The sequence below is a fragment of the Collinsella sp. AF08-23 genome, assembly GCF_003479805.1.
Lineage (GTDB): Bacteria > Actinomycetota > Coriobacteriia > Coriobacteriales > Coriobacteriaceae > Collinsella.
In genome coordinates this window covers 14,601-39,987 of record NZ_QUHV01000014.1, presented here as the reverse complement: position 1 = coordinate 39,987, position 25,387 = coordinate 14,601, and the positions used below count along the sequence as shown (strand labels likewise).

Annotated in this window: 14 protein-coding genes; 9 read left to right on the top strand and 5 right to left on the bottom strand. The window is 62.8% G+C overall.

All coding sequences use genetic code 11. From position 1 onward, the window contains the following. Positions 1-220: 220 nt before the first annotated feature. Both trmB and DWV48_RS07925 read right to left on the bottom strand, forming a co-directional pair. Entirely contained in the window at positions 221-1,072 is an 852-nt protein-coding gene (trmB, locus tag DWV48_RS07930; RefSeq protein ID WP_118654279.1) for a tRNA (guanosine(46)-N7)-methyltransferase TrmB, read from the bottom strand. A 157-nt stretch (positions 1,073-1,229) separates the two neighbouring features. Beyond that, positions 1,230-2,006 carry a hypothetical protein gene (locus tag DWV48_RS07925; protein ID WP_118654278.1) on the bottom strand — a complete coding sequence of 259 codons (777 nt, stop codon included), beginning with the start codon at positions 2,004-2,006 and terminating at the stop codon, positions 1,230-1,232. A gap of 141 nt (positions 2,007-2,147) precedes the next feature. Here DWV48_RS07925 and DWV48_RS07920 point away from each other — a divergent pair, with 141 nt between their 5' ends. After that, on the top strand, positions 2,148-3,983 hold the full coding sequence (locus DWV48_RS07920; RefSeq protein ID WP_118654277.1) for an elongator complex protein 3: 1,836 nt from the start codon (positions 2,148-2,150) through the stop codon (positions 3,981-3,983). Continuing rightward, positions 3,983-4,864 (top strand): spermidine synthase, encoded by an 882-nt coding sequence (locus tag DWV48_RS07915; RefSeq protein WP_118654276.1) that lies wholly within the window; start codon positions 3,983-3,985, stop codon positions 4,862-4,864. The genes DWV48_RS07920 and DWV48_RS07915 overlap by 1 nt, the downstream gene beginning before the upstream one ends. Here DWV48_RS07915 and DWV48_RS07910 read toward each other — a convergent pair. The 3 genes from DWV48_RS07910 to DWV48_RS07900 are packed head-to-tail and all read right to left on the bottom strand — an operon-like array spanning position 4,861 to position 10,298. Beyond that, positions 4,861-7,203, bottom strand: a complete 2,343-nt coding sequence (locus tag DWV48_RS07910) for a DEAD/DEAH box helicase (protein ID WP_118654275.1) — start codon at positions 7,201-7,203, stop codon at positions 4,861-4,863. The two genes, DWV48_RS07915 and DWV48_RS07910, sit on opposite strands and share 4 nt — an antisense overlap. Positions 7,204-7,216: 13 nt before the next feature. Continuing rightward, positions 7,217-8,566 carry an ATP-binding protein gene (locus tag DWV48_RS07905; protein WP_118654274.1) on the bottom strand — a complete coding sequence of 450 codons (1,350 nt, stop codon included), beginning with the start codon at positions 8,564-8,566 and terminating at the stop codon, positions 7,217-7,219. Next, a complete protein-coding gene (locus DWV48_RS07900; protein ID WP_118654273.1) occupies positions 8,559-10,298 on the bottom strand; it encodes a TerB N-terminal domain-containing protein in 1,740 nt (579 codons plus the stop codon). The genes DWV48_RS07905 and DWV48_RS07900 overlap by 8 nt, the downstream gene beginning before the upstream one ends. A 306-nt stretch (positions 10,299-10,604) precedes the next feature. Here DWV48_RS07900 and DWV48_RS09230 point away from each other — a divergent pair, with 306 nt between their 5' ends. From DWV48_RS09230 to DWV48_RS07870, 7 genes are all read left to right on the top strand, one after another. After that, entirely contained in the window at positions 10,605-10,778 is a 174-nt protein-coding gene (locus DWV48_RS09230; protein WP_158574850.1) for a hypothetical protein, read from the top strand. A 153-nt stretch (positions 10,779-10,931) separates the two neighbouring features. Beyond that, positions 10,932-12,176 (top strand): MFS transporter, encoded by a 1,245-nt coding sequence (locus DWV48_RS07895; RefSeq protein ID WP_233546238.1) that lies wholly within the window; start codon positions 10,932-10,934, stop codon positions 12,174-12,176. Between the two features lie 298 nt (positions 12,177-12,474). After that, complete coding sequence (locus DWV48_RS07890) at positions 12,475-14,796, top strand: hydratase (protein WP_118654272.1); 2,322 nt, start codon at positions 12,475-12,477, stop codon at positions 14,794-14,796. A gap of 422 nt (positions 14,797-15,218) precedes the next feature. Continuing rightward, positions 15,219-15,752 carry a DUF308 domain-containing protein gene (locus tag DWV48_RS07885; protein WP_233546237.1) on the top strand — a complete coding sequence of 178 codons (534 nt, stop codon included), beginning with the start codon at positions 15,219-15,221 and terminating at the stop codon, positions 15,750-15,752. Positions 15,753-15,942: 190 nt separating this feature from the next. After that, entirely contained in the window at positions 15,943-16,848 is a 906-nt protein-coding gene (locus DWV48_RS07880; protein WP_118654270.1) for a UTP--glucose-1-phosphate uridylyltransferase, read from the top strand. A 333-nt stretch (positions 16,849-17,181) separates the two neighbouring features. Next, positions 17,182-20,682: a DNA-directed RNA polymerase subunit beta gene (locus tag DWV48_RS07875; protein WP_118654269.1), complete on the top strand. Its 3,501-nt coding sequence runs from the start codon at positions 17,182-17,184 to the stop codon at positions 20,680-20,682. A gap of 6 nt (positions 20,683-20,688) precedes the next feature. Then, positions 20,689-25,176: a DNA-directed RNA polymerase subunit beta' gene (locus DWV48_RS07870; protein ID WP_199588934.1), complete on the top strand. Its 4,488-nt coding sequence runs from the start codon at positions 20,689-20,691 to the stop codon at positions 25,174-25,176. The last annotated feature ends 211 nt before the right edge of the window (positions 25,177-25,387 follow it).

The window sequence follows — 25,387 nt, the reverse complement described above, 5'->3', positions numbered from 1 at the left end:
CGCGCGCCCCCCTCCTCCTGTTGTGATCACAGGGTTTCAAGACGCTTGTGGCGCGCTGGCTCAATTGTCCCGATGCACGACGGGGATGAGAAAGGTGTTGGCACGATGTGAGTTAGACAAACGATGATCGGGCCTGCGCAACATTTGGGTATTTTGACCACTTTCGTAAATCCACATGGACACGTGGGGCGTGGTGAGAAAAGCCTATGCAAATAGCAACTTAAATGCGGTCAGAATATGCATCTTTACGCGCGGCGAGATGGTGACGTCGGTTGCGCAGGTTGTCAATCGCGTAGCTCATGCCGTAGGGGATATATTCTCCGGCGAATAGGTCTTCGGGCAGATAGTCGATGAGGCTCTGCGGAAGTTCGAGTGCAGCCTGGAGTTGTTCCTGTGTGGCGGGTTGCGCTGCGGGCCGTGCATATACAGCGTGGACGGTCGCACCCTGCTCGGTTAGCCGCTGCTCGTACTCGGTGATGGGCTGATCGGGATGGGCGGCGCGGTCGTCGTGCGTGGCGCACGTTACATTCCATCCAATGGTCTTGAACTGCGGAAGAGAGAACTCATACAACGGCAGGCTATCGGTGCGCAGCGCGAGAATGCCGTCGGCTTTAAGCAGCGGTCGGTATCCATCGAGGTGCTCGGCGGTCGTTACGCGCAGGCGGGCGTTGCGTCGTTTAGGGTGCGGCGTGGGAAAGTTGATCGAGATGCTCGAGAGTTCGCCCGGGGCGAAGATGCGGTCGAGCCTGGCGGCGTCTCCGGGAATCACGAGGGCATTTTTGAGCCCACGATCGAGAACGAGCTGCGCGGCATGCACCACGCACACGGGTTCGCTGTCCATGCCGATAAAGAGCGTGTCCGGATGACGGGCGGCCATGGCGGCGATATAGGCTCCTTTTCCGCATCCAAGATCGAGATGCACCCGCTCAAAGCGCTCGGTGCCATGCTCGGTGAGCGGATGGCACGCTTCGGCCCAGCGCCCCCGATACGCTGCGGCACCAGTCTCGATGGCGTTGGCTGCGCGCTCGATGCGCTGGTCGAGGACGAAGTTTTTGGGCATACGTGCATGCATGGCGGAAAGGTCTCCTGGATATCGCGGCGCGCTGCACGGTGGAATGTGGCGCGGCGGCGGATGGCGGTCGTTGGCGTCCGATATGGCGGCTGCATGTTCGCGGCTGCCACTGGAGTGGCGCGCGCCATGCGTCTGAATGGGCGTCGTGCTCGAGTTCTCAATCAAGGCGTTCGAGCACGAGATACCGATTGAGGGTACCAGACGCGCCGTCCGAGGAGTAGCGCGCGACCTCCCGTACCTTGGTGCCCACAGATGCTACAAGCTCGTCGATCTCGCATTCGTCAAAGTGGTGACAGTAGCGCAGCGGAGAGGGGTCGGATTGCCATCCAAGGAAGTGGTCATTTGGCTCAAGCTGCGATATGTCGATATCCATGGCAAGCGCCTCGTCTGCCTTCAGAGCCTTGGCAGCAAGGCGCGTGTCGTTCATGAACTGCCAAAACGACAGGACGATCAGGCCGCCCACGCGTGCGTGTTCGATGAGCGCCTCGAACACGCGATGTCTGAGGTATGCGCTGGGCACATGGTGCATGAAGCCAAAGGAGACCGACAGGTCGCAGGGGGGGCATTCCGGGATTCTCGCGTTGCTCGAGACGAGGGTATCCAGGATGTCGCATTGGTGGAAGTGGTATGCGATGCGGTCGTTCTGACCATGCTCTGCCAGGGCGGCGCAGTTGTCCACCGCGTGAAACTCAAAGTCGATGCTGGGAAACGCGGTGGAGAGGAAATGCTCAAACCGCAGGTTGCCGCTTGCCATATCGAACACGAGGCGCGTCTGAGGCGCCGTCGCACCCACCCAGCCACACTCGCGCAATATGCTTCCGAGCCGCTTCCAACCTTCCCATGGTGCCGACCTCGTGGCGGAAAAGGATGCTGCGTTATCCCGGTAAAAGCGGTTGTTGAGCGCGATGAGCGCCTGCGCGGTCGTGGTGTCCATGGGCCTCCTGGATTCCGTGAGTCGGTGCCGCGTCGAGTGGCTGCGTGTCTTTAGGGCGAGCGCATGCACCGTGAGGTTTCCCTATTGTAAGCTCCCACGTCCGCCGGAAGCGGTGCGCGGACGTCATATACAATGGACGCCATGGAACAGATTATCTTGGACATATTGGCGGAGCTCCGGTCCGGACGCGTGGTCGACGATCGCGTGCTACTCAAGCTGAGTCATGCCGCCGCACGTCGGGAGCATGCCGACAAGCGCATGTTTGCCAAGCGTCGGCTTTTGCCGTTCTACCAGAGTGTTAAGCGCAACGATCAAAAGCGCTGGGAGGCGTGGGGAGTTACGCCCGAACTCGAAGAGCGCTTGCTCGCCGTGCTGCGCATGAAGCCTCGTCGCAGCGCCTCGGGTGTCGCAACGATCACGGTCATCACCAAGCCATGGCCCTGTGGTGGCGACTGCCTCTTTTGCCCCAATGACCTGCGCATGCCCAAGAGCTACCTGCACAACGAGCCGGCATGCGAACGCGCCGAGCAAAACTGGTTCGACCCGTATCTGCAGGTTACCTCCCGTCTGACGGCGTTGACGCAGATGGGACATGCTACAGACAAGATCGAGCTGATCGTTCTCGGCGGGACCTGGAGCGATTATCCACGGGAATACCAGGTCTGGTTCATCTCGGAACTGTTCCGCGCGCTCAACGAGTTTGATGAGGAGTCAGCGGCTTCCGACATCGCCGAGCGTCGGAGCTGGTACCGCAGCGCGGGGTTTCCGCAGAATACGGAGCAGTTCGCGTTATTTGCGGAGGGTGCGCAGGAGGAGATCGCCGAAGGGGCCCTCTCCTACAACCACGCATTTCGGCTGCTGTACGGCAACAGCGAGCCGTGGCGTTTGGCCAGTCGCGCCCAGACGGCCACGTTCGATGAGCTCGAGCTGCGGCAACGCGAAAACGAGGGCGCACGTCATCGTGTGGTGGGTCTTGTAGTCGAGACGCGCCCCGATGCGATCACGCCCGCAGCCCTCATGCTGATTCGCCGCCTGGGTTGCACCAAGGTGCAAATGGGCATTCAGACGCTTGACCAGGAGATCCTAGACTTGAATGAGCGCGGCATCTCGATCGATCGCATAGGGCGGGCATTTGAGTTGCTGCGCATCTTTGGCTTCAAGATCCACGCGCATGCCATGGCGAACCTGTTGGGGTCGACGCCCGAGCGCGATAAGGCCGACTACGACCGCCTGGTGCGGAGCGCACCGTTCCAGCCCGACGAAATCAAGCTCTACCCTTGTGCCCTCATCGACGGCTCCCGGCTCACCGAGCGCTATGAACTTGGCTTATGGCGCCCCTACACCGAGGGGGAACTGCTCGACGTGTTGGCGAGCGATGTCGCCGTCACGCCGCCGTTCTGCCGTATCTCCCGCATGATCAGGGATTTCTCGTCGCACGATATCGTGGCGGGCAACAAGAAGCCCAATTTGCGCCAACTCGTCGAGCGGAGCCTGCGCGACATGGGCAGTTCGGACGGCGTCCAGGAGATTCGATTTCGAGAGATCGGAACGAACGACATCGATCTGGGCGACCTGGTCCTCGATGTCGTCGGGTACGAGACGAGCAACACGCACGAACGCTTTTTGCAGTGGATCTTGCCCGACAACCGCATCGCCGGCTTCCTGCGCCTGTCTTTGCCGAGTGCCGCGTATGTGCAGCGTCTCGCGGATGAGGCGGGGAGCGAGGGCCTTCCCGTCCGCGCGGGCGAGGCCATGATTCGGGAAGTGCACATGTATGGCATCGCTACGCAGCTTGGTGAGGATGGCACGTCAGCCCAGCATCTTGGGTTGGGGAGGCGGCTCATCGAGCGCGCCTGTGACATCGCGCGCGAGGCGGGATACGAAAGCATTAACGTGATCAGCGCCGTGGGCACGCGCACGTATTATCGTCGCCTTGGGTTTAAGGACCACGGGCTTTATCAGCAAAGGAAGCTTTGATGGAAAAGAGGGGAAACACGGCCGCCGGTATTGCCGCGGGCGTGGCGTTTGGCGCCGTGGCCGTTGGCGCGGCGGCGATAGCCGTTGGATCGAAATGCCTTCAGGTCGCCCGCACGCACGCTGGATTGGCGCGCGTGAAGATGGTGCGCGGCGCCCAGGGAGAGCTCGTGCGCGTGTTGCAGCAGGGTGGGGTGTATCAAAGTGCCACCTATCTCGGTCGCCGCAGGTTCGAGCCCGTGTTCGAGTATATCCGCGCCTTCGATGCGATGTTTGAGGCGGAGGATTCCATGCGCGGCATCGTTGGCCATGGCATCGAACGAGTGCTCATGCTCGGAGGTGGTGGATACTCTTATCCCAAGCATGCGCTCGCCACCCATCGTTTGCTTGCCATGGACGTCGTCGAGCTTGACGCGTCGGTGACCCTGCTTGCTCGTCGATGGTTTTACCTGGACGAACTTGAGCGCATGGCGGGAGACCGTCTGAGTTTCATCACCGCGGACGCTCGGTCGTATATGGGCGAGGCTCTTGCGGCGGGCATGCGGTGCGACGTGGTCGTGAACGACTGCTTTGCCGGGTCGGAGCCAGTTCGGTCGCTCGCCACCGTGGAAGCCCTCTGCCAGGCAAAGGTGTGTCTCAACGAGGGCGGCCTGTACGTGGCCAACGTGGTATCGACCCACGGGGGCGAGAACATAGACTTCCTGCGCAACGTCGTTGCCACGGCTTCGGCGGTGTTCAAACGCGTCTGGGTCGTGCCCTGCGTGGATGAGGCCTTTGCGGGAGAAGATAACTACCTGGTGATCGCGAGCGACGTCGACGCTTACGATTTCGAGGGTGCGGTTCCCTTTGCTGCCGACTTCCTCGGTGAGGTGCTGCGCGACTAGCCGTACTGCGCGCTTCGCCATGCGTCGCGCCAGCCGAGCACGCGTTGCTTCATGCCCTCGATGTCGAGGACGCCCTCGGCGAAACCCTTGCGAACGAGCTCTTGCGGTAGGAATTCGTCGTACTTGTCGAAATACGGAACTTCGCCTGGGTACACGAGGTCAATGGGGTCGAATTCTGCTTCCGCCTCGGCGGCGACCGCTTCGAAAAACGTTTCGGGGTCCGCCTTCATCCTGAACTGCATGAAGTAAGGGCGCGAGGGATCGAGCCCCTTGAGCCCTAGCTCTCGCGCGCATTTGATCTTGAGCAGCCGCTCGAGCGCCAGGAAAGCGTAACTTCCGAGCCAGGGGAACAACGCCCAGGTGTCTCCACCCAGATTGATGAGGGGGCTTGAGGCGCGCCCGGTGATGCCCGCGTTGGATGCCACGTGTCGTGCCTGTGCCAGTCGAGCCCGCGCGTTCTCCATGATGTAGGGATAGACGTCACGCTCCGCGAGCACGTGCCTCATGCGTTCCAGGACATACGTGTCGATATCGCCCGCGCAATCGCCAAAGTACGCTGGAACGCGGCCTTTGATCTGCGTGCAGTACACGAGGTGGCGCTTCCAGTCGACCTCCTCGACCAGCCAGCAGTGCCCGGCGATGGCGATGCGCTCGCCAGCGGGTGGCGGATTCACAATCGTGCCGAGTTCCGCCGACTCGCATCTCACCGTGAACTCCTCGTTTTCCTGGAACACCGCGTAGAACTTGAATGAGTTGGTGAGCCGTTCACCGGCGAGGCCCACAATCAAGCCGCCGTTTTCGGTCGCCTCGATATGGTCGGTTTCCAAAAGATGCCGCAAGAGGCAACGGAGGTCGTCGGCATCGACGCGATGGAAGTATGAGAGCGTCAACACGCGTGCGGCGAGCTCGGCGGGAGTGAGTTCCCCGCAGCTGGCGAGCGTGCTCATGACCTGATGGTAGAGCAGGCTGTACGGAAGGCGATCAAGCGCGGGTGGTTCGACCCAGTGCTCCTCGCGGTAGAGCTGCACGAGCGCGATGCCCTGCAAGAGCTTCCAAGGGATGGTTTCGGGCAGCATGGAGCGGGGTTCGGGTTGCTCTTCGCGCATCACGAAGTGCATCTCGGGTGGAAGGTCGCGGCGTCCGGTGCGCCCCATGCGCTGCAGGAAGCTCGAGACGGTAAAGGGGGCATCGATTTGGAACGCGCGCTCGAGGCGTCCGATGTCGATGCCCAGCTCGAGCGTCGCGGTGGTGACGGTGGTCTGCGCCTGCTCTTCGTCGCGCATGAGCTCCTCCGCCGATTCACGATACGCCGCCGAGAGATTACCGTGGTGGATGAGGAAGCGGTCGGGTTCGTGATTGGCCTCGCAATATGCACGCAGATTGGCGCAGACGGACTCCGCCTCCTCTCGCGAGTTTACGAACACCAGGCATTTGCTGCCGCGGGTCCGCTCGAAGATGTATCCAAGACCCGGGTCGGCATCTTGCGGCGCCAAATCGGTCCGCGCGGCGAGTTCGGTTGCGGTTGGTGCGTCGATGCGGACATCATCGGGCGCGGGAAGGCTGCGCCGCGCACCGTCGTCGATTACGTCCGCCTCCTGCGCCCATGCGCCGTCTAGGGCACGCTCCGCCGCCTGCGGTCCGCCAATGTAGAAATGCTCCATGGATAGACGCCACGTCTTGCGCGTCTCCTCAAAGCGGGGGATGACACATCCACGACCCGTTCCGCTGGAGAGGAATGCCCCCGTGCGTTCGGGGTCACCGATGGTGGCGGAAAGTCCGATGCGGCGCGGATTCACGCCCGCCATGCGCGAGAGGCGTTCGATGAGGCAGAGGGCCTGCCCGCCGCGATCGCCGCGCAGCAGTGAATGCACCTCATCGATGACCACGTAGCGAAGGTCTCCAAAAAGCCGCCCAATCGCCGCGTGCTTGTGGAGCAAGAGGGCCTCGAGCGACTCGGGCGTGATTTGCAGGATGCCGCTCGGGTGTTTGAGCAGCTTCGCCTTGTGCGAAGCGGCAACATCGCCATGCCAGTGCCAGACGGGGATATCGGCCTCTTCGCAGAGGTCGTTCAGGCGGTAGAACTGGTCGTTGATAAGAGCTTTGAGCGGGCCGATGTAGAGCGCCCCGACCGTTGCGGGCGGGTTCTCCCAAAACTCGGTGAGTATGGGGAAGAAGGCGGCTTCGGTCTTGCCCGAGGCGGTCGAGGCGGTGAGCAGCACGTTCTCATCTGTGTTGAAGATGGCATCTGCTGCGGCGACTTGGATCGACCGGAGGTTCTCCCAGCTATGCGAGTAGATGAAGTCCTGTACAAACGGCGCGTATCGATCGAATGTGTTCAAGCTGCCTCCCGGACTAGATGGTGAATTCCGCGAAGGGGGTCGTGTTGCTCGGCGCGCTGGCGTCCGCGACGCCGACGGTGCCAGATGCCATCAACTCATGAAGATCGGTATTAGGGTTTTGGCACATGATGTCTAGCAGCTCGATGAAATCGCGAATCACCTCGCGCGGGGTGAGGTGCGTCTCTGCGCCCACACGCCCGAACTCGATGGTGAGGAACTCCACTAAGTCCGCATCGCGAAGCGTGCACGTATATCCAAAATAGCCGGCGTGTATCTGCGCAATCTTCTCGATGAGCACGAGTAGCTCCTCGTAGGTGAGGGGCTGCAGGCGAATGATGGGCGCCAACATGTCGCGCATTCCCTCGCGTGCGAAGCGGCCTTGGGTAAGGCGGCTTCGCAATGCCTCGTAGGAGAAGACGCCCCGTCTGCGGTCTTCGATGGACGTGGGGGTGCCTCCCATGATGATGCCCAGGTGATGAGCTTTGCCCTGCAGGGTATCGTTGTACATCTGCAGGATCTTCTCGTAGTTGTACTGGCGCGTGACGGCATTTGGGATCTTATAGAGGTTGACCAGCTCGTCGATGAGGACGAGCAGACCTTTGTAGCCCGCCCCCGTGAGGAAGCGCGCCAGCAGCTTGACGTAGTCGTACCAGGTGTCGTCGTCGATGATCGCGGTGACCCCCAGCTCGGAGCGCGCCTCCGTCTTGGTGCGGTATTCGCCGCGCAACCATTTGACGGCGAGTGCCTTGGTCTCCTCGTCTCCCGTGGATACGGCGTTGCGGTAGATGCCCAGCACGCGGCTGAACTCATATCCGTGGACCATCTCCTCGATGGCGGCGAATTGGGCGCGTATCGGAGTGCCGGCAGGCGTGCTACCTGCGACATGTCCGTTTGACACATCCCCTTTTGACATGTCTTCCCTCGAAGCGTCTTCCGCCTCGAGATTCTGCACCCAGCGGTCGAGGATCAGGTTGAGTGCACCGCCCTCGGGACGGGTCTTGGTCGAGAGGTTGCGCACCAGTTCGCGGTAGGTCGCCAAACCCTGGCCCTGGCCGCCTTGCAGTCGGCGCTCTGGGGAGAGATCCGCATCTGCCACAACAAAGCCCTCGCCCATGGCGTGCGTGCGGATAGTCTGCAACAGGAAGCTCTTTCCCGCTCCATACCGGCCAACGAGGAAGCGGAAGCTTGCTCCGCCGTCGGAGATGAGCGAGAGGTCGGTGAGCAAGGCTTGAATTTCGAACTCGCGCCCCACGGTGATGTAGGGCAGGCCTATGCGCGGCACGACGCCGCCTTTGAGCGAGTTAAGGATGACGGCGGCCACGCGTTTGGGGACGCGGGGCGCGGTGGTGATCTGGTCAGTCATGGGCAAGGAATTCCTCCACGTCTTCGCGATAATCCTCGATGAGCTCGGGGCCGGATGCCCCGTATTCGATCGTGGTGTCGCCTATCAGGTCGAACAAGGCATCGTTGATGGCGTCCACGGCCATGTCCTCGGATGTCCCCAGCACCTGGAGTGCATCGCGCGCACCTGGGGCGTCACCCTCCGCAAGGGATCTGAGATACGACTCCTGCCCGGGGGTCAATGGCCGGGCGGCGTGAACTCTGGGCACCGGCGCGGGAGGGACGGGGGGCTCGATGGGGGTTCGCGCCCGCTCGATACCGTCTTCCTGGGGTGCGGTGACTGGGCTTTGTGGCTCGGCGAGCGCGTTCGATGGGCGGCCTTCGTCGGCCGATCCACAAGAGGAGACGATGGTGCCCGTCCCTTCACGCTCTTCATCGATGAGCAGAGACTCGCGCGTGGATACCGCCGCGCGTCGGATGTCGGCCAGCTGAGAGAGGTCAATGGTGATGTGCCGCGGCGCGTGTGCCGCATGCCAGCTCATCCACGCGGCCACTTCCTCATCGATGAACTTCTCCAGGTACTTGGGAAGCGGCTTGGTCTCTTTGAGCGGATGCTCGTATCCGAGCGCCGTCCGCAGACTGCGGTCGACCGCGCGCATGCATATGCCGAGCTTGGGGCTGCACGAGCGGCTTCCGTGGATTCGCTCGCACGTCCATATGCCGTTTTGACATCGGTACCGATGGATCTCGTCAAGTTGATACACGGTGTCTACGTGACGCCGGGGTGAAAAGAAGACGGCTGAGCCGAACATGGTGTAGGGCAGAGCGACCTCCTCTCCAAACCAGCTCTCGAGTAGCGTATTCTTTCGTTGCCTGCGATAGTAGTCGCTCGTGCGGACAAATACCGCGCACGCAACGTGGCGAAGTCCGTCGGGGTTATCCCGGTACAGGCGGCTTCCACTGAGCTTATAGGTAGATAAGGCATCGATGGCGTCGAACAGCTCGCTTTCGAGCGCCTTGTCGCAGGGGAGCGGCATGGCCGAGGCCCCCCGTTTCTTGCGTTCGTTTTTGATCAGGCGCGTTAACTCACGAGAGCGATCGTCTGCGCGGCGCAGTGCGATGATCGCGCGGTCGAATGCCAGGGTCTTGTATGGTTCGAGCAGCTCTACAGGCAGGTCGTGGTAAACGACGTAGTCCTGCAGCCAGACGCCGGCGAACCGATCGATTTCCGGGGCGAAGGCGCGATATGCCTGACAGAAAGATTCGAATGCATCGAACCCCTCGCGCGGGTTGGCGACACCGATCCCGTTGATGAGTTCGTAGAGATAGACGTAGGCGAACGAGAGGGAGGTCTCCTGTACCGTCCCGCGGCGAACGGCGGACCTCCAGGTGAAATATCCGCGGAGTTGGCGGTCACTCATGGCATTGTATGTGGGGAAATATGACTTGAAGTTCCCATGATAGGGGCAATCGTCCTCATAATCCGCCATAAAGATGCCCTGTCGGTAGAACAGTTCGGCCTCTGAGAGCCAGCGTCCCCGACCGGCTGGCCCCTCGGGCTCCCAACGGGAGATCTCCCGCATTTTGCGATAGCGTTCGGGCAGGTAGGATGCCATGCGATTGCCCGTGATGAGGATTGGCTCATCCGTGTACACGCGGTCGGAAAAATGGGAACTCGCCCGAAAGCGCTCGTCTGCCAGGATGCGGTCGATGAGCTCCTGGGCATCGGGCTTCGTGCCGTTCAAAGGTCTCATGGCACCTCCCTCATGCGTTCGCGGCCTTGCTCGTGTATCTACTCAGTCTAGCATAAGAGCAAACAGATGTTCGTATTTTTTGCGCACGCGGTCTCGGTGTGCGACCCCAATGCCTTGGCTCCGCATGCGGGGACTCCTTGGGCACCGCACAATGATTTCTCAAGCATTCTTACAAAAGCGCAAGCCCACCGTAAGGCAAATCGATGGTAGCAAATGGGCAGATAGCAGATGATGTCCTCAGAAACGGATACGTGTCGGGCCCGGTACCCGTCACGTGCGTGGACGTAGTTGTTTTAAGGAGGCATCATGGGCACGCGTAATCCATATGAGGTCGATCGATATGCGGCATGCAGCGGGAAATCCACTCGCGGGATCCGCGGCGCCATTTCCAATGCTGCCGGCATGATTGGCTGTCTGTTCACCATGGGCGCGCTCTTCTTTGGCATGCTCTACGTGCTGTGGAGGGCATCCGGGCATTGAGATGCGCATCGATGAACGGATAATTGTTACGCGTTCCTTTCGCATGAACTGCTGCCGTGCTTAAGGGGCAGACCATTATAATTTCTTCGCCTACAGCGTGCCCCCACGTCGCGATCGATGTGGGGGCGATCATATGAAGAGACGAGGGGATGTATGGAAAAGCCGACGAGAAACGGTCTCGTGCCGAACGATGGCATGAACTCGAAGGACCGTGCTGGCGGAGCATTGACGATACGGGAGCTCATGCCGCTCGTGGGGCTCACGTTTTCCGCGTTCATCTTGAACACCTCGGAGTTCATGCCCATTGGGCTGCTCACCGATATTGCCGGTAGCTTTTCCATCAACGAGGCGACCTGCGGCCTCATGATCACCGCCTATGCCTGGGCGGTGATGCTGTTGTCGCTGCCGCTCATGATGGCCGCATCGCGTATCGAGTTCAAGCGCCTGCTGCTCGGCGTGCTCGTGGTGTTCGCCATCGGTCAGTTCCTCTCCGCTATAGCGCCCACGTTCGCCATCCTCACGCTCGCCCGCATCGTGGTGGCGAGCGCCCATGCCATTTTCTGGTCGATCGCCTCGGTCATGGCGACGCGCCTGGTCGATGTGAGCCACGGTTCGCTCGCCATCGGCATGATCGCCACGGGGTCCTCCATTGCGCAGATCTTCGGTTTGCCCCTGGGGCGCGCAATCGGCCTCGCGTTGGGATGGCGTATGACGTTCGCCGTGGTGGGAGCCATCGCCGTCGCCATTATCGTGTACCTCGCCGCCGCCTTGCCCCTCATGCCCGCGGGGGAGCCCTTTACGCTTTCCCGCTTACCCCGCATGCTTAAGAATCGCCTGCTCGTGACCGTGTACGTGGTCACCATGCTGTTCGCGACCGGCTATTACACCTGCTACAGCTACATTGAGCCCTTCCTGCACCAGGTCGCGTCGTTCGATTCCGGTATGATCACCATGTCGCTGACGGTCTTCGGTTTCGCCGGCATCTTGGGCAGCATGCTCTTTTCCCGTTTCTACGATGGCAAGAGTCGTCCCTTCCTCGCGCTTTCTATTGCCGGAGTTGCTTTGGCCCTGGCGGGGCTCCGCCCTCTGGCAGGGAGCGTCGCTACGGTGCTCGTCATGTTCCTGCTGTGGGGCTGCTGCGGTACGGCGTTCAACGTGGCATTTCAGGCGGAGATCATCAAGGGTGTCGAGGAGGATGAGTCGTCCGTCGCCATGTCGATCTTCTCGGGCCTGTTCAACTTTGGTATCGGTGCCGGCTCGGCGCTCGGCGGCGTCGTTGTGACGAATCTGTCCGTCGGTGCGGTGGGTTTGGTGGGCGCTGCGATCGTCGCAGCGTGCTGGGTCATCACCGTTGCTGGGCTGTTTCGCCTCATGGGGCGTCGCGGCTGTGCTGTGTAGAAGGCGCCCGGGTGCCATTGGGCGCCCGTGCAATCTCCGATGTGAGAAAACATCGGTTTGAAATCCCCTTAGTCGTTTCAAACCCCTGATTTCTCACAAAAATCAGACTGGTAATGTGATTTATCAGAGGTTTGAAATATGGGGCTTGCTTCAAATTCCTGTTAACTCAGCTCGGCGGCACCGTGTTCGAGCTAGTGTATACTGTCGCAAGCTAAAGTGACGCGGTGCGCACCGGACGCTCCGTCAGCGACGGATGTGCCCAGGTGGTGCCCGTATATCCAGGACGGAGAGCGACCTCATGGCAGAACCTATCACCTTGCATACCGGCGGCGTGTACCTGGTGGACGGCGAGACGGTCATCCCCGAGGAATGTGCGCTCGAGGCCGTCGAATCGACGCTCGAGTTCCCCGACCCAGACGTGGCGCGCGAGGGCACGATCGCGTACGGCATCCTCGCCGAGCACAACACGAGCGGCGACATGGCCCATCTCAAGCTGCGGTTCGACGCCCTGGCGAGCCATGACATCACGTACGTTGGCGTCATACAGACGGCCAAGGCGTCGGGCATGACCGAGTTCCCCGTCCCCTACGTGCTCACCAACTGCCACAACACCCTGTGCGCCGTCGGCGGCACCATCAACGAGGACGACCACGTCTTCGGGCTTTCCGCCGCGAAGAAGTACGGCGGAATCTTCGTGCCCCCGCACATCGCCGTCATCCACCAGTACATGCGCGAGATGCAGGCGGGCTGCGGCAAGATGATCCTCGGCACCGACTCGCACACCCGATACGGAGCCCTGGGCACCATGGCCATCGGAGAGGGCGGCGGCGAGCTGGTCAAGCAGCTCCTGTGCGACACCTACGACGTGGCGTACCCGCGCGTGGTCGCCGTGTACCTGAAGGGCGCCCCGCAGCCCGGCGTCGGCCCCCAGGACATCGCGCTCGCCATCATCCGGTCGGTCTTCGCATGCGGCTACGTCAAGAACTCCGTCATGGAGTTCGTCGGCCCCGGCATCGCCAGCATGCCGACCGATTACCGCAACGGCGTGGACGTCATGACCACCGAGACCACGTGCCTCACCTCCATCTGGCGCACGGACGAAGACACGGCCGCCTATCTGCGCGAGCACGGCCGCGGCGGGGATTACCGCGAGCTCAACCCCGCGCGCATCGCCTACTACGACGGCTGCGTCGAGGTGGACCTCTCCGCGGTGCGCCCCATGATCGCGCTGCCGTTCCACCCCTCGAACGCCTTCACCATCGATGAACTCAACGCCAGCCTCCCCGATATCCTGCGCGAGGTCGAGGTCAACGCCGAGCAGGTCGGCGGCGGCCGCGCGTCGCTGTCCCTCGTCGACAAGATCCGCCCGGATGGGCGCCTGCAGGTCCAGCAGGGCGTCATCGCGGGATGCTCGGGCGGCAATTTCACCAACGTGATGCAGGCCGCCCGCGCGCTGAAGGGAAAGAGCTGCGGCAACGGAGAGTTCGCCCTCTCGGTGTATCCGAGCTCCCAGCCCGTGTTCCTCGAGCTGGCGGCAAACGGCGCCGCGTTCGACCTCATGCAGTCGGGCGCCATCGTGCGCACCGCCTTCTGCGGTCCGTGCTTCGGCGCGGGCGACACGCCGGCGAACAATGGCCTGTCCATCCGCCACACCACTCGCAATTTCCCCAACCGCGAGGGATCGAAGCCGGGCGCGGGTCAGCTTACGGGAGTCGCCCTCATGGACGCCCGCTCCATCGCCGCCACGGCGGCGGCAGGTGGCGTGCTCACCGCCGCGACCGACCTTCCCGCGGAGATCTGGGACGAGCATGTCGAGTACCGCTTCGACGCGAGCGCCTACGAGCATCGCGTGTACAACGGGTTCGGCAGGGGCGAGGCGGCGCGCGAGCTTGTGTACGGTCCCAACATCAAGGATTGGCCCGAGATGGAGCCGCTCGCCGAGAATATCCTCCTGCGCGTCGCGTCCAAGATCATGGACGACGTGACGACGACCGACGAGCTCATCCCCTCGGGCGAGACGAGCTCGTACCGATCCAACCCGCTCGGCCTGGCCGAGTTCACGTTGAGCCGCCGCGATCCCGACTACGTCGGCCGCGCGAAGGAGACGGCGGGCATCGAGCGCGAGCGCCTGTCGGCCGGGGAGGGCGCTGCCGCCTCGGTTCCCGCCGCCGTCGCCCCCGTGTTCGACGCGTTGTCCGCCGCGGATGCCCTGGAGGGCGTCGAGCCCGGGGAGGTGGAGATCGGGTCGATGATCTACGCCGTGAAGCCCGGCGACGGGTCCGCCCGCGAGCAGGCGGCGAGCTGCCAGCGCGTCCTCGGCGGCCTTGCCAACATCACGCGCGAGTACGCCACCAAACGCTATCGCTCGAACGTGATGAACTGGGGCATGGTGCCGTTCCAGATGGAGGGCGAGCCGAACTTCGAGGTGGGGGACTACGTGTACGTGCCCGGCATCCGCTCGGCGCTCGACGGCGATCTGGGCGACATCCCCGCATGGGTCGTGCGCGCCGGGGGCGAGGTCGAGGAGATCTCCCTGTTCATCGCTGACATGACCCCCGAGGAGCGCGCCATCGTCAAGGCGGGCTGCCTCATTAACTACAACCGCGACCGCGCTAAGTAGGATGATTGGTGTCGTTCCCGCGCAGTAGCGCGCTGCTCCGTTTGCGACCTGATTCGACTGTCGTCGGTAGAAACGCGTCCGTGTGAAGGGTCTCGTCCGCTTATCGGGCGAGACCTTTTTGCTCATGGCATTGCTGCAGAAGGAATAAAAACGCAAATGCGGGGTTAATTACGGCAACGGCGTGTAGAGTAAAAAAGCGGCAACCCTTTTACCTGCGATTTTCATATACATTCATTGACTTATACTTTTCCGATCCGGATTTTATCCGCGCATTTGTGCTTTTCTCTCCCCTGGGTGTCCCTGCAGATTCCGTGGCGGCACCTTTTTCGGCTTTGTGACGGTGGTTGCCGGGAAAACTCCATAAAGATGATTCGCAGACGTCCCCATGACGTTGCTGCCACGAGAACATGGAGATTAGCGCTATGTCACGAGTTCAGATGGAGCGCCACCTTGCTGGGCAGAAGCTGTCCGGCAAAGTGGCGTTTGTCGCAACGCTGCTGTTTCCAATCCTCGGCGTCGCCTGCCTGCTGCTCTCGGAGCAGGTTGCCGCGCACCTGCCGCACATCCTTGGAGCCGTCATGCTGTTCGTCGGCGCCGCGGATATCTTCACGGACCTGCTCGATAAGGGCAGCGTCCCCGGCAAGATCACGGTCGGCACGGACGTCGTCATGATCGTCCTCGGCGTCGTCACCCTGCTCAACACGACGGAGTCGCTCAACGTCATCGCCGTCATGTGGGGCCTGCTCGGCCTCGAGAAAGCGGCGCACGAGATCGACGAGTCGCTCGAGGCGCGCGCATCGAGCGGGAAATGGCTCATGCCGCTGGCGACGGGCGTCTTCGAGCTCGTGCTCGGCACGATGCTGCTCATCGCCCCCATCGCGAACCTCGGCCACCATGTGCTCCTGCTCGGGCTGGAGCTCATCGTGTTCCCGTTCCACGTGAACGCCGCGAGCTGAGTCGAATCGGTCCAGCTGGACTTCCCGTTTGCATACCACAATCAGCTTCGGATGAGGCGATTTGTCGGGTATCGGTGATGTTTTCGCATAATGTGCACGTTGCAGGTACCATAGGCGGGTATCGAATAATCCCGATCGCTGGGCATGCATGCGCCGCACGCGCGCTCCCGCTCGGAAAGGAACCTCGAAGATGAAGGCTATCATCCCCGCCGCCGGCCTCGGCACCCGCTTCCTGCCCGCCACCAAGTGCACCCCCAAGGAGATGCTGCCGGTCCTCGACAAGCCGGTCATCCAGTACGTGGTGGAGGAGGCCCTCGACCCCGAGGAGGTCGACGGCGCCATCATCGTGACGAGCCCCGGCAAGCCCGAGCTGCTCAACTACTTCCAGCCCGACCGCTCGCTCGAGTCCCTGCTGCGCGAGCGCGGCAAGGCCGGCTACGCCGACGCCATCGCCCATGCCGGCAACATGCCCGTGGACTTCCGCTACCAGTACGAGCCGCGCGGCCTCGGCCACGCCATCCGCTCCGCCGCCGACGCCTGCGCGGGCGAGCCTTTCCTCGTCCTGCTGGGCGACTACGTGGTCCCGAACAAGGACATCTGCGGCAAGATGCTTGAGGTCTCCAAGGCCCATGGCGGCGCGAGCGTCATCGCCGTCGCCCCGTGCGCGCCCGAGCAGGTGGACCGCTACGGCGTCATCGCCGGCGACTGCGTCGGCACCCTCGAGGGCTGCGAGGGAGCGGGGGAGACCGAGCCCGGCGCCGTGTGGCGCATCGGCGGCCTGGTGGAGAAGCCGAGCCCCGAGGCCGCCCCGTCCAACCTCTACATCGTCGGCCGCTACCTGCTGAGCCCGCTCGTGATGGAGCTCCTCGCCAACCAGCAGCCCGGCAAGGGCGGCGAGATCCAGCTCACCGACGCCATGGCGCGCAGCCTCGACCGCGAGGCCATGTACGCCGTCGTGATCGACCCGCTCTCCGGCTACGACACCGGCACCCCCTCCGGCTGGATCGCCACCAACGCCCTCATGGCCGCCGGCGACCCGCGCTTCGCCGACGAGTTCTGGGCCGCCATCGACGAGCGCGGCGGTCTGGAGCGCTAGGCTTCGTCTAGATTCACCCAAAATACATGAACACCTGTTCGATGCATATGCGTTGAGCAGGTGTTTCTCTATAGAAAAAGTTAGCTAGTCCAAAACACCCCATGAGTCAAGCATTTTCTTGCCGAACGGAATCGACCTGCTAAACTAATAGGTTGCCTTACCTGGCGGAGCTATGCGTATAGCCCGTGAGAGCACTGGGAAAGGGTGATGTGCGCCAAGCACCGCCCCGAGGACGACGTGCGGCACGCACCCGTCCGCCCGATATGTGCCAAACGGACGAACGGCCGCGCCCCGTCGGATCAACCGCCTTTCCCAAGAAGGAGGAAACACCTGGTGCCGAAAGCAAACGCTACCAAGACCGTGACCGCCACCGAGCGCACACGCGTCAACTTCGGGAAGATCCCGGAGACCATGGAGCTGCCGAACCTCATCTCCGTACAGAAGGAGAGCTTCGAGCGCTTCAAGGACGAGGGCCTTCGCGACGCCTTTAGGGAGTCCAGCCCCATCCAGAGCCAGAACCACCAGCTCGAGGTGACCTTCGGTCACCACCAGTTCGGCGACCCGTCCCACAGCGTGGACGAGTGCCGCGAGAAGGACATGACCTACCAGGCCCCGCTGTTGACCGAGGTCCGTCTCACCAACAAGGAGACGGGCGAGATCAAGGAGCAGCTCGTCTTCATGGGCGACTTCCCCATGATGACCGACCAGGGCACCTTCATCATCAACGGCACGGAGCGCATCGTCGTCTCCCAGCTCGTCCGCTCCCCGGGTGTGTACTACAGCTCCGAGATGGACGGCGGCAAGCAGGTCTACAAGGCCCAGATCATCCCGGCCCGCGGTGCCTGGCTCGAGTTCGAGGTCGACAAGCGCGACCAGCTCGTCGTCTCCATCGACCGCAAGCGCAAGCAGAGCGCAACGATGTTCCTGCGTGCCCTGGGCATCGCTGTCACCAACGACGACATCTTCGAGCTGCTGGGCGACTCCGACGTCATCAAGCGCACCATCGAGCGCGACACCGCCCTTACCCGCGAGGACGCCCTCATCGAGATCTATCGTCGCCTGCGCCCCGGCGAGCCGCCGACCGTCGACGCCTCCCGTAGCCTCCTCGAGGGCCTGCTGTTCAACCCGCAGCGCTACGATCTCGCTCGCGTCGGTCGCTACAAAGTCAACAAGAAGCTCGGCCTCGCCACCGAGGAAGAGGTCTCCGTCCTTACCGACGAGGACATCATCGCGACTCTGCGCTACCTGCTGAGTCTCGCCGCCGGCGAGCCCGGCTTCAAGGTCGACGACATCGACCACTTCGGTAACCGCCGCATCCGCACCGTTGGTGAGCTCGTCGCCAACCAGTTCCGCATCGGCATGAGCCGTATGGAGCGCGTCGTGCGCGAGCGCATGAGCTCTCAGGACATCGATGAGATCACTCCCCAGAGCCTCATCAATATCCGCCCGATCGTGGCCTCCATCAAGGAGTTCTTCGGCTCCTCGCAGCTCTCTCAGTTCATGGACCAGGCCAACCCGCTGACCGGCCTTACCCATAAGCGCCGTCTGTCCGCGCTCGGCCCCGGCGGCCTTGCCGGCCACAAGTCCGGCTCCAGCCGCCGCACCAACGTGCCTACGGCCGTCCGCGACGTTCACAACTCGCACTACTCTCGTATGTGCCCCATCGAGACGCCCGAAGGCCCCAACATCGGCCTGATCGGCTCCCTGGCGCTGTACGCTCGCGTGAACGAGTACGGCTTCATTGAGGCCCCGTACCGTAAGATCGAGAACGGCGTCGCCACCGACCAGATCGACTGGATGACCGCCGATGAGGAAGAGAACCACATCATCGCTCCGGCGAACACCCCGATCGATCCCAAGACCGGCGAGCTGGTAACCGTCGACGCCGAGGGTAACCTCGTTCGTCCGCACACCGTCGTCGCCCGTACCCGCGACTTCGATGGCTCCTTCGGTGCCCCTGCAGACGTTCCGGTCGAGGACGTCGACTATATGGACGTCTCGCCGCGTCAGATGCTCTCCGTCGCGGCAACGCTCATTCCGTTCCTCGAGCACGACGACGCCAAGCGTACCCTCATGGGCGCGAACATGCAGCGTCAGGCCGTGCCGCTGGTTCACCCGGTCGCTCCCTACATCGGCACCGGCATGGAGGCTCGCGCCGCCATCGACTCCGGCGAGGTTACCTTGGCCAAGCACGCCGGCGAGGTCATCTTCGCCGATGCGGCCAAGATCACGGTGAAGACCTCTGAGGGCATGGACACCTATAAGCTGCCCAAGTACCAGCGCTCCAACCAGTCCACCTGCATCAACCACCGCCCGCTCGTACGTGTGGGCGATCAGGTCGTGCAGGGTCAGCCGCTGGCCGACGGCCCCTCCACCGACCACGGTGAGCTCGCACTCGGCCAGAACCTGACCGTGGCTTACATGCCGTGGGAGGGCTTCAACTACGAGGACGGCATCATCGTCTCCGAGCGTCTGGTCTCCGAGGACCTGCTCACCACCATCAACATCTCCCGCTATGAGCTCGATGCCCGCGACACCAAGCTGGGCCCCGAGGAGATCACGCGCGAGATCCCGAACCTGTCCGAGGACATGCTGTCCGACCTCGACGAGGACGGCATCATTCGCATTGGTGCCGAGGTCAAGGCCGGCGACATCCTGGTCGGCAAGGTCTCTCCCAAGGGCGAGAGCGCGCTGACCGCCGAGGAGCGCCTGCTCCGCGCCATCTTTGGCACCAAGGCGCACGACGTTCGCGACACCTCCCTCAAGATGCCCCATGGCGCTGAGGGTCGCGTCATCGACGTCGTCCGCTTCAGCCGCGAGAACGGCGACGACCTCGCCCCCGGCGTCAACGAGCAGGTCCGCGTCTACGTCGCGCAGCGCCGTAAGATCCAGCAGGGCGACAAGATCGCCGGTCGTCATGGCAACAAGGGCGTCATCTGCGAGGTTCTGCCCGTGGAGGACATGCCTTACATGGCCGACGGCACCCCGGTCGACGTCATCCTGAACCCGCTGGGCGTCCCGTCCCGTATGAACGTGGGCCAGCTCCTCGAGTGCCACCTCGGCTGGGCCGCGGCCTGCGGTTGGGACACCGAGTCCGCCGACTCCGACACGTACATCCCCGGCCCGTTTTTTGTCTCCACGCCCGTCTTCGACGGCGCCCGTGAGGACGAGATCGCCGAGGTTATCCGTCGTGCCAACAAGAACATGCTGAATCTCGCCTCCGAGCGCTTCGGCGAGCACATGAACCCCTCGTTCGTGACCCAGCTCGACGAGCGCGGCAAGACCGTCCTGTACGACGGCCGTTCCGGCGAGCAGTTCCGCGAGCCCATCACTGTGGGTACGTCCTATATCCTCAAGCTCGGCCACATGGTCGATGACAAGATCCACGCTCGCTCGACGGGCCCCTACAGCCTCGTTACCCAGCAGCCGCTGGGTGGTAAGGCCCAGTTCGGTGGCCAGCGCTTCGGCGAGATGGAGGTCTGGGCGCTTTACGCGTACGGTGCCTCCAACGTGCTCCAGGAGATCCTCACGGTAAAGTCGGACGACACGGTCGGCCGCGTCAAGACCTACGAGGCGATCACCAAGGGCGAGAACGTCCCCATGGCCGGTATCCCCGAGTCCTTCAAGGTTCTTGTCAAGGAGATCCGCTCCCTGGCGCTCGATATCGAGCCCATTCGCGATGTCGAGCCCGAGCTGCCCGTCGCCGTCGAGGCCGAGGGCGCTTCCGAGCTCGATGACAATGACCTGCCCTCGATCGACGAGGCCGACACCTCCGCCGATGCGGCCGATGCCATCCTCGATGAGCTCGCCGCCACCACCACCGATAAGGAGTAGTTGACTGTGGCAGATTTCGAAGCTACTGATTTTGATTCGGTAAAGATCTCGCTCGCTTCCGCCGACAAGATCCGCTCGTGGTCGCGCGGCGAGGTCAAGAAGCCCGAGACCATCAATTACCGTACCCTCAAGCCCGAGAAGGACGGCCTGTTCTGCGAGAAGATCTTCGGTCCCGCCAAGGACTGGGAGTGCTCCTGCGGCAAGTACAAGGGCATCCGTTTCAAGGGCATCGTCTGCGAGCGCTGCGGCGTCGAGGTAACCACGGCCAAGGTGCGCCGCGAGCGCATGGGCCACATCGAGCTGGCGGCTCCCGTCAGCCATATCTGGTACTTCAAGAGCCCCGTCTCGTTCCCGATGAGCCGCATGCTCGACATAAAGTCCAAGGACCTCGAGAAGGTGCTGTACTTCGCGAGCTATATCATCACGCACGTCGACTATGAGGCCCGTGAGGCCGACGCCGACGACCTGCGTGAGGAGCTCGCCGCCGACCTGGAGGAGATCGACGCCGAGTGCGCCCGCCAGATCGAGAGCCTCAAGGCGCAGGGCAACCCCGAGAACTTCGACGAGTTCTCCGACGAGGAGCCCCTCACGCCCGAGGAAATCGCTGCGGGTATTGTCGATATCCAGGAGGAGTGCCGCGATGAGAAGGACCTCCGCTCCGAGGCCTTCCAGGCGTTCATGCAGCTCAACGAGCGCGACCTCGTCTCCGACGAGCCGCTGTTCCGCGAGATGAAGCGCTACTACTCCATGTACTTTAAGGGCGACATGGGCGCCGAGGCCATCCGCGACCTCCTCGCCTCCATCGACCTCGAGCAGGAGGCCGCGACCCTCAAGGCCATCATCGCCGACGAGGATTCCCAGAAGCAGAAGCGTGAAAAGGCCGTCAAGCGCCTCGAGGTCGTCGATGCCTTCCTCAAGGGCGGCAACGACCCCGCGAACATGATCCTCGACGTCATCCCGGTCATTCCGCCGGATCTGCGCCCGATGGTCCAGCTCGACGGCGGCCGCTTCGCCGCGTCCGACCTCAACGACCTGTACCGTCGCGTGATCAACCGTAACAACCGTCTCAAGCGCCTGCTCGACCTGGACGCTCCCGCGATCATCGTGAACAACGAGAAGCGCATGCTCCAGGAGTCCGTGGACGCCCTGTTCGACAACGGCCGTCGTGGTCGCCCGGTCTCTGGCCGTGGCGGTCGTCCGCTCAAGTCGCTCGCCGAGGCCCTCAAGGGCAAGCAGGGCCGTTTCCGCCAGAACCTGCTTGGTAAGCGCGTTGACTACTCCGGCCGTTCGGTTATTGTTACCGACCCCAAGCTCAAGCTGCATCAGTGCGGTCTGCCCAAGACGATGGCCCTGGAGCTGTTCCAGCCCTTCGTCATGAAGCGCCTGACTGAGCTAGGCAAGGTGGAGAACATCAAGGGCGCCAAGCGCGCCATCGAGCGTCGCGCCTCCTTTGTGTGGGACATCCTCGAGGAGGTCATCGATGGCCGCCTCGTCCTGCTCAACCGCGCACCGACGCTGCACCGCCTCTCCATCCAGGCTTTCGAGCCCGTGCTGGTCGAGGGTAAGGCCATCCACCTGCACCCACTCGTCTGCGCTCCGTTCAACGCCGACTTCGACGGCGACCAGATGTCCGTGCACGTACCGCTGTCCGTCCAGGCTCAGGCCGAGGCGCGCATCCTCATGATGAGCTCCAACAACCTGCGTTCGCCGGCTTCGGGCAAGCCCGTGAACATTCCTTCCCAGGACATGATCATTGGCGTGTACTACCTCACGCAGGCCCGCGACGGCATGCCGGGCGAGGGCCACGTGTTCGCGAGCTTCGACGACGCCCTGCGCGCCTATGACTGCCGCGCCGAGGCCGGCGTCGACCTGCAGGCCAAGGTCCAGGTCCGCGTCTCCGAGGCCGAGGCCAACGTCGAGCTCGAGGACGGCACCAAGCTGTTCCGCGTCAAGATTGGCAAGAACGAGGTCGTGGACTACGACGTGACCGGCACCAAGACCGCTCGCTTCGAGACCACCATCGGCCGCATCATCTTCAACCGTCAGTGCCTGCCCACGGACTACGAGTTCATTAACTACAAGATGGTTAAGGGCGACATCGCCAAGCTCGTCTCCGACTGCTGCGATCGTTACCCCGAGGCCGAGGTCGCCCCGATCCTCGACGCCATCAAGTACTCCGGTTTCCACTACGCCACCACCTCCGGCCTCACCATCTCGGTGTGGGATGCTCTGATCCCTGACGACAAGTGGCAGGTTCTCGACCGTGCCCAGAGCAACGTCGACCAGATCAACGCGTACTTCGAGGAGGGCTTCCTCAACGAGACCGAGCGCCACATCGAGGTCGTCAACGAGTGGACCGCCGCTACCGACGAGGTCGCTTCCAAGATGCTCGCGATGTTCGATGAAGAGAACCCCATCTACATGATGGCCGACTCCGGCGCCCGTGGTTCCAAGGCCCAGCTGCGTCAGCTCGGCGGCATGCGCGGCCTCATGGCGGACATGTCCGGCGAGACGATCGACCTTCCCATTAAGGCGAACTTCCGCGAGGGCCTGCTCCCGCTCGAGTACTTCATCTCCACCTACGGCGCTCGTAAGGGCCTCGTCGATACCGCTTCGCACACCTCCGACTCCGGTTACCTCACCCGTCGACTCGTCGACGTGGCACAGGACGTCATCGTGCGCGAAGAGGACTGTGGCACCACTGAGGGCTGCACGTACAACCTGATCATCCCGGGCACCGAGGACATCAACGCCGACCTCGTCGGTCGTTGCTTCCTCGAGGATGTCGTGGCTGCCGATGGCACCGTCCTGTTCAAGAAGGACGAGTACATCACCTGCGTCGACGACCTCAAGAAGATGGTCGATGCCGGCCTCAAGAAGGTCGCGCTGCGTGCACTGCTCACCTGCCGCTCCAAGTACGGCGTGTGCCAGAAGTGCTACGGCTGGGACCTCTCCACCCGCCGTCCTGTCGCCATCGGTACCGCGGTCGGCATCATCGCCGCCCAGTCCATCGGCGAGCCCGGTACGCAGCTTACGATGCGTACGATTCACTCCGGCGGCGTCGCGGGCGTTGCGGACATTACGCAGGGTCTCCCGACCGTTTCGCGTATGTTCGACATCGTCGGCAACGTTAACGAGAAGATTCTCGGTCGCGAGGCCGACCTGGCCCCGTTCTCCGGTCACCTGGCCATCAAGCCCGAGAAGTCCGAGTATGTGCTCACGCTCACCGACTCGGACGACCCGAGCCGCATTCTGGACGAGAAGCGCGTTCCCGCCGCCGTGCAGTTCATGCCCGGTATCGAGGACGGCTGCGAGGTCCGCGCCGGCGATCAGATCACCAAGGGCTTCGTGAACTTCCGCAACCTGCGCCAGCTCACCGACATCGAGTCCACCATGCACACGTTCGTCGAGAACGTGAAGGAGGTCTACAACTCCCAGGGCGTCGACCTCAACGACAAGCACATCGAGGTTATGGCTCGCCAGATGCTGCGTCGCGTTCAGATCACCAACCCCGGTGACTCCCGCTACCTGCTCGGCCAGTACGTGGACCGCTACGAGTTCGCCGACGAGGTCGATCGCGTGGCGCGTCTGGGCCTCACGCCGCCTGCCGCCGAGCCTGCGATTCTGGGTACGCTCAAGGTCGCTTCCTCCATCGACTCCTGGCTGTCCTCCGCGTCGTTCATCCGCACCGCGGGCGTCCTCACCGAGGCCGCCATCGAGGGCAAGGTCGACCATCTGCTCGACCTCAAGTCCAATGTCATCGTGGGTAAGAAGATCCCGGCGGGCACCGGTCTCAAGCCGTACGCCAAGGCCGGTTTGACTTATCGTACCGAGGATGGCTACCAGGCCATTGAGAACCCCACCTCTCCGCATGCCAAGGTGCTCCCCGATTGGGCGCCCGAGGAGCTCAAGGAGCTCGATGAGGAGCTGCCGCAGCAGCTCGACTTCGGCGCGGGCGAGTACGGCGGCGAGGGTGGCCAGTTCACCCGCAATGGCCGTACCATCTCCGCCGAGGACGCGCGCCTCTATCTCTTCGATGACCTGGGTGTTTCCCAGCGTTGGACCAACAAGTTCAGCGAGGTCGGCATTGAGGTCGTCGGTGACCTCGTGGGCAAGTCCGAGGAGGACCTGCTCCGCATCGACGGCATTGGTGCCAAGGCCATCGAGGAGCTCCGCGACGGTCTTGAGGAGCACAACCTGCTCTACATCCTTGACAACTCCGAGGATGTTGCCGACGAGGAGGACCTCTCCCAGCTGCTGCAGATGGTGTTCTCCCCGGATGGTCCGGACGACATCCTGCTCGGCACGAGCGCCCCGCGCCATCACCTCGATTCCGACGAGGAGATGCTCGGCGCCCCTGCGCAGTCCAAGGACGGCAACGGCGTCATCAACGAGGACATGGCCTCCCTCGACGAGCTCCTCAACAAGCTCGTGGACCAGGACGACGGCGACAGCCCGGACGATCCCAACGGCCACAACTCCTATGAGGAGTAACCTCAGCGTCCGATAGCGATGTGTTACAGGACCCGCCATCCCTCTTCGGTTGGCGGGTCCTGACTCATTTTGGGACGGGGTATTTTGTCTGCCTCCGTTCTAGTGGGTTTTCCTTTGCCAAGGCCGTGGGTTGCCCTGGGGCCGGACCGCCGTAGGGCGGACCGGCCCCAGGGCAACCCAAGCAGCTGGCAATCAAATACCTATCAGAACG

Bases quoted from the DNA above. Each gene is read 5' to 3' on its own strand.
- DWV48_RS07905 (WP_118654274.1), bottom strand. From the start codon at position 8,566: ATGACTGACCAGATCACCACCGCGCCCCGCGTCCCCAAACGCGTGGCC.
- trmB (WP_118654279.1), bottom strand. From the start codon at position 1,072: ATGCATGCACGTATGCCCAAAAACTTCGTCCTCGACCAGCGCATCGAG.
- DWV48_RS09230 (WP_158574850.1), top strand. From the start codon at position 10,605: ATGGGCACGCGTAATCCATATGAGGTCGATCGATATGCGGCATGCAGC.
- DWV48_RS07920 (WP_118654277.1), top strand. From the start codon at position 2,148: ATGGAACAGATTATCTTGGACATATTGGCGGAGCTCCGGTCCGGACGC.
- DWV48_RS07885 (WP_233546237.1), top strand. From the start codon at position 15,219: ATGTCACGAGTTCAGATGGAGCGCCACCTTGCTGGGCAGAAGCTGTCC.
- DWV48_RS07900 (WP_118654273.1), bottom strand. From the start codon at position 10,298: ATGAGACCTTTGAACGGCACGAAGCCCGATGCCCAGGAGCTCATCGAC.
- DWV48_RS07880 (WP_118654270.1), top strand. From the start codon at position 15,943: ATGAAGGCTATCATCCCCGCCGCCGGCCTCGGCACCCGCTTCCTGCCC.
- DWV48_RS07925 (WP_118654278.1), bottom strand. From the start codon at position 2,006: ATGGACACCACGACCGCGCAGGCGCTCATCGCGCTCAACAACCGCTTT.
- DWV48_RS07915 (WP_118654276.1), top strand. From the start codon at position 3,983: ATGGAAAAGAGGGGAAACACGGCCGCCGGTATTGCCGCGGGCGTGGCG.
- DWV48_RS07895 (WP_233546238.1), top strand. From the start codon at position 10,932: ATGGAAAAGCCGACGAGAAACGGTCTCGTGCCGAACGATGGCATGAAC.
- DWV48_RS07890 (WP_118654272.1), top strand. From the start codon at position 12,475: ATGGCAGAACCTATCACCTTGCATACCGGCGGCGTGTACCTGGTGGAC.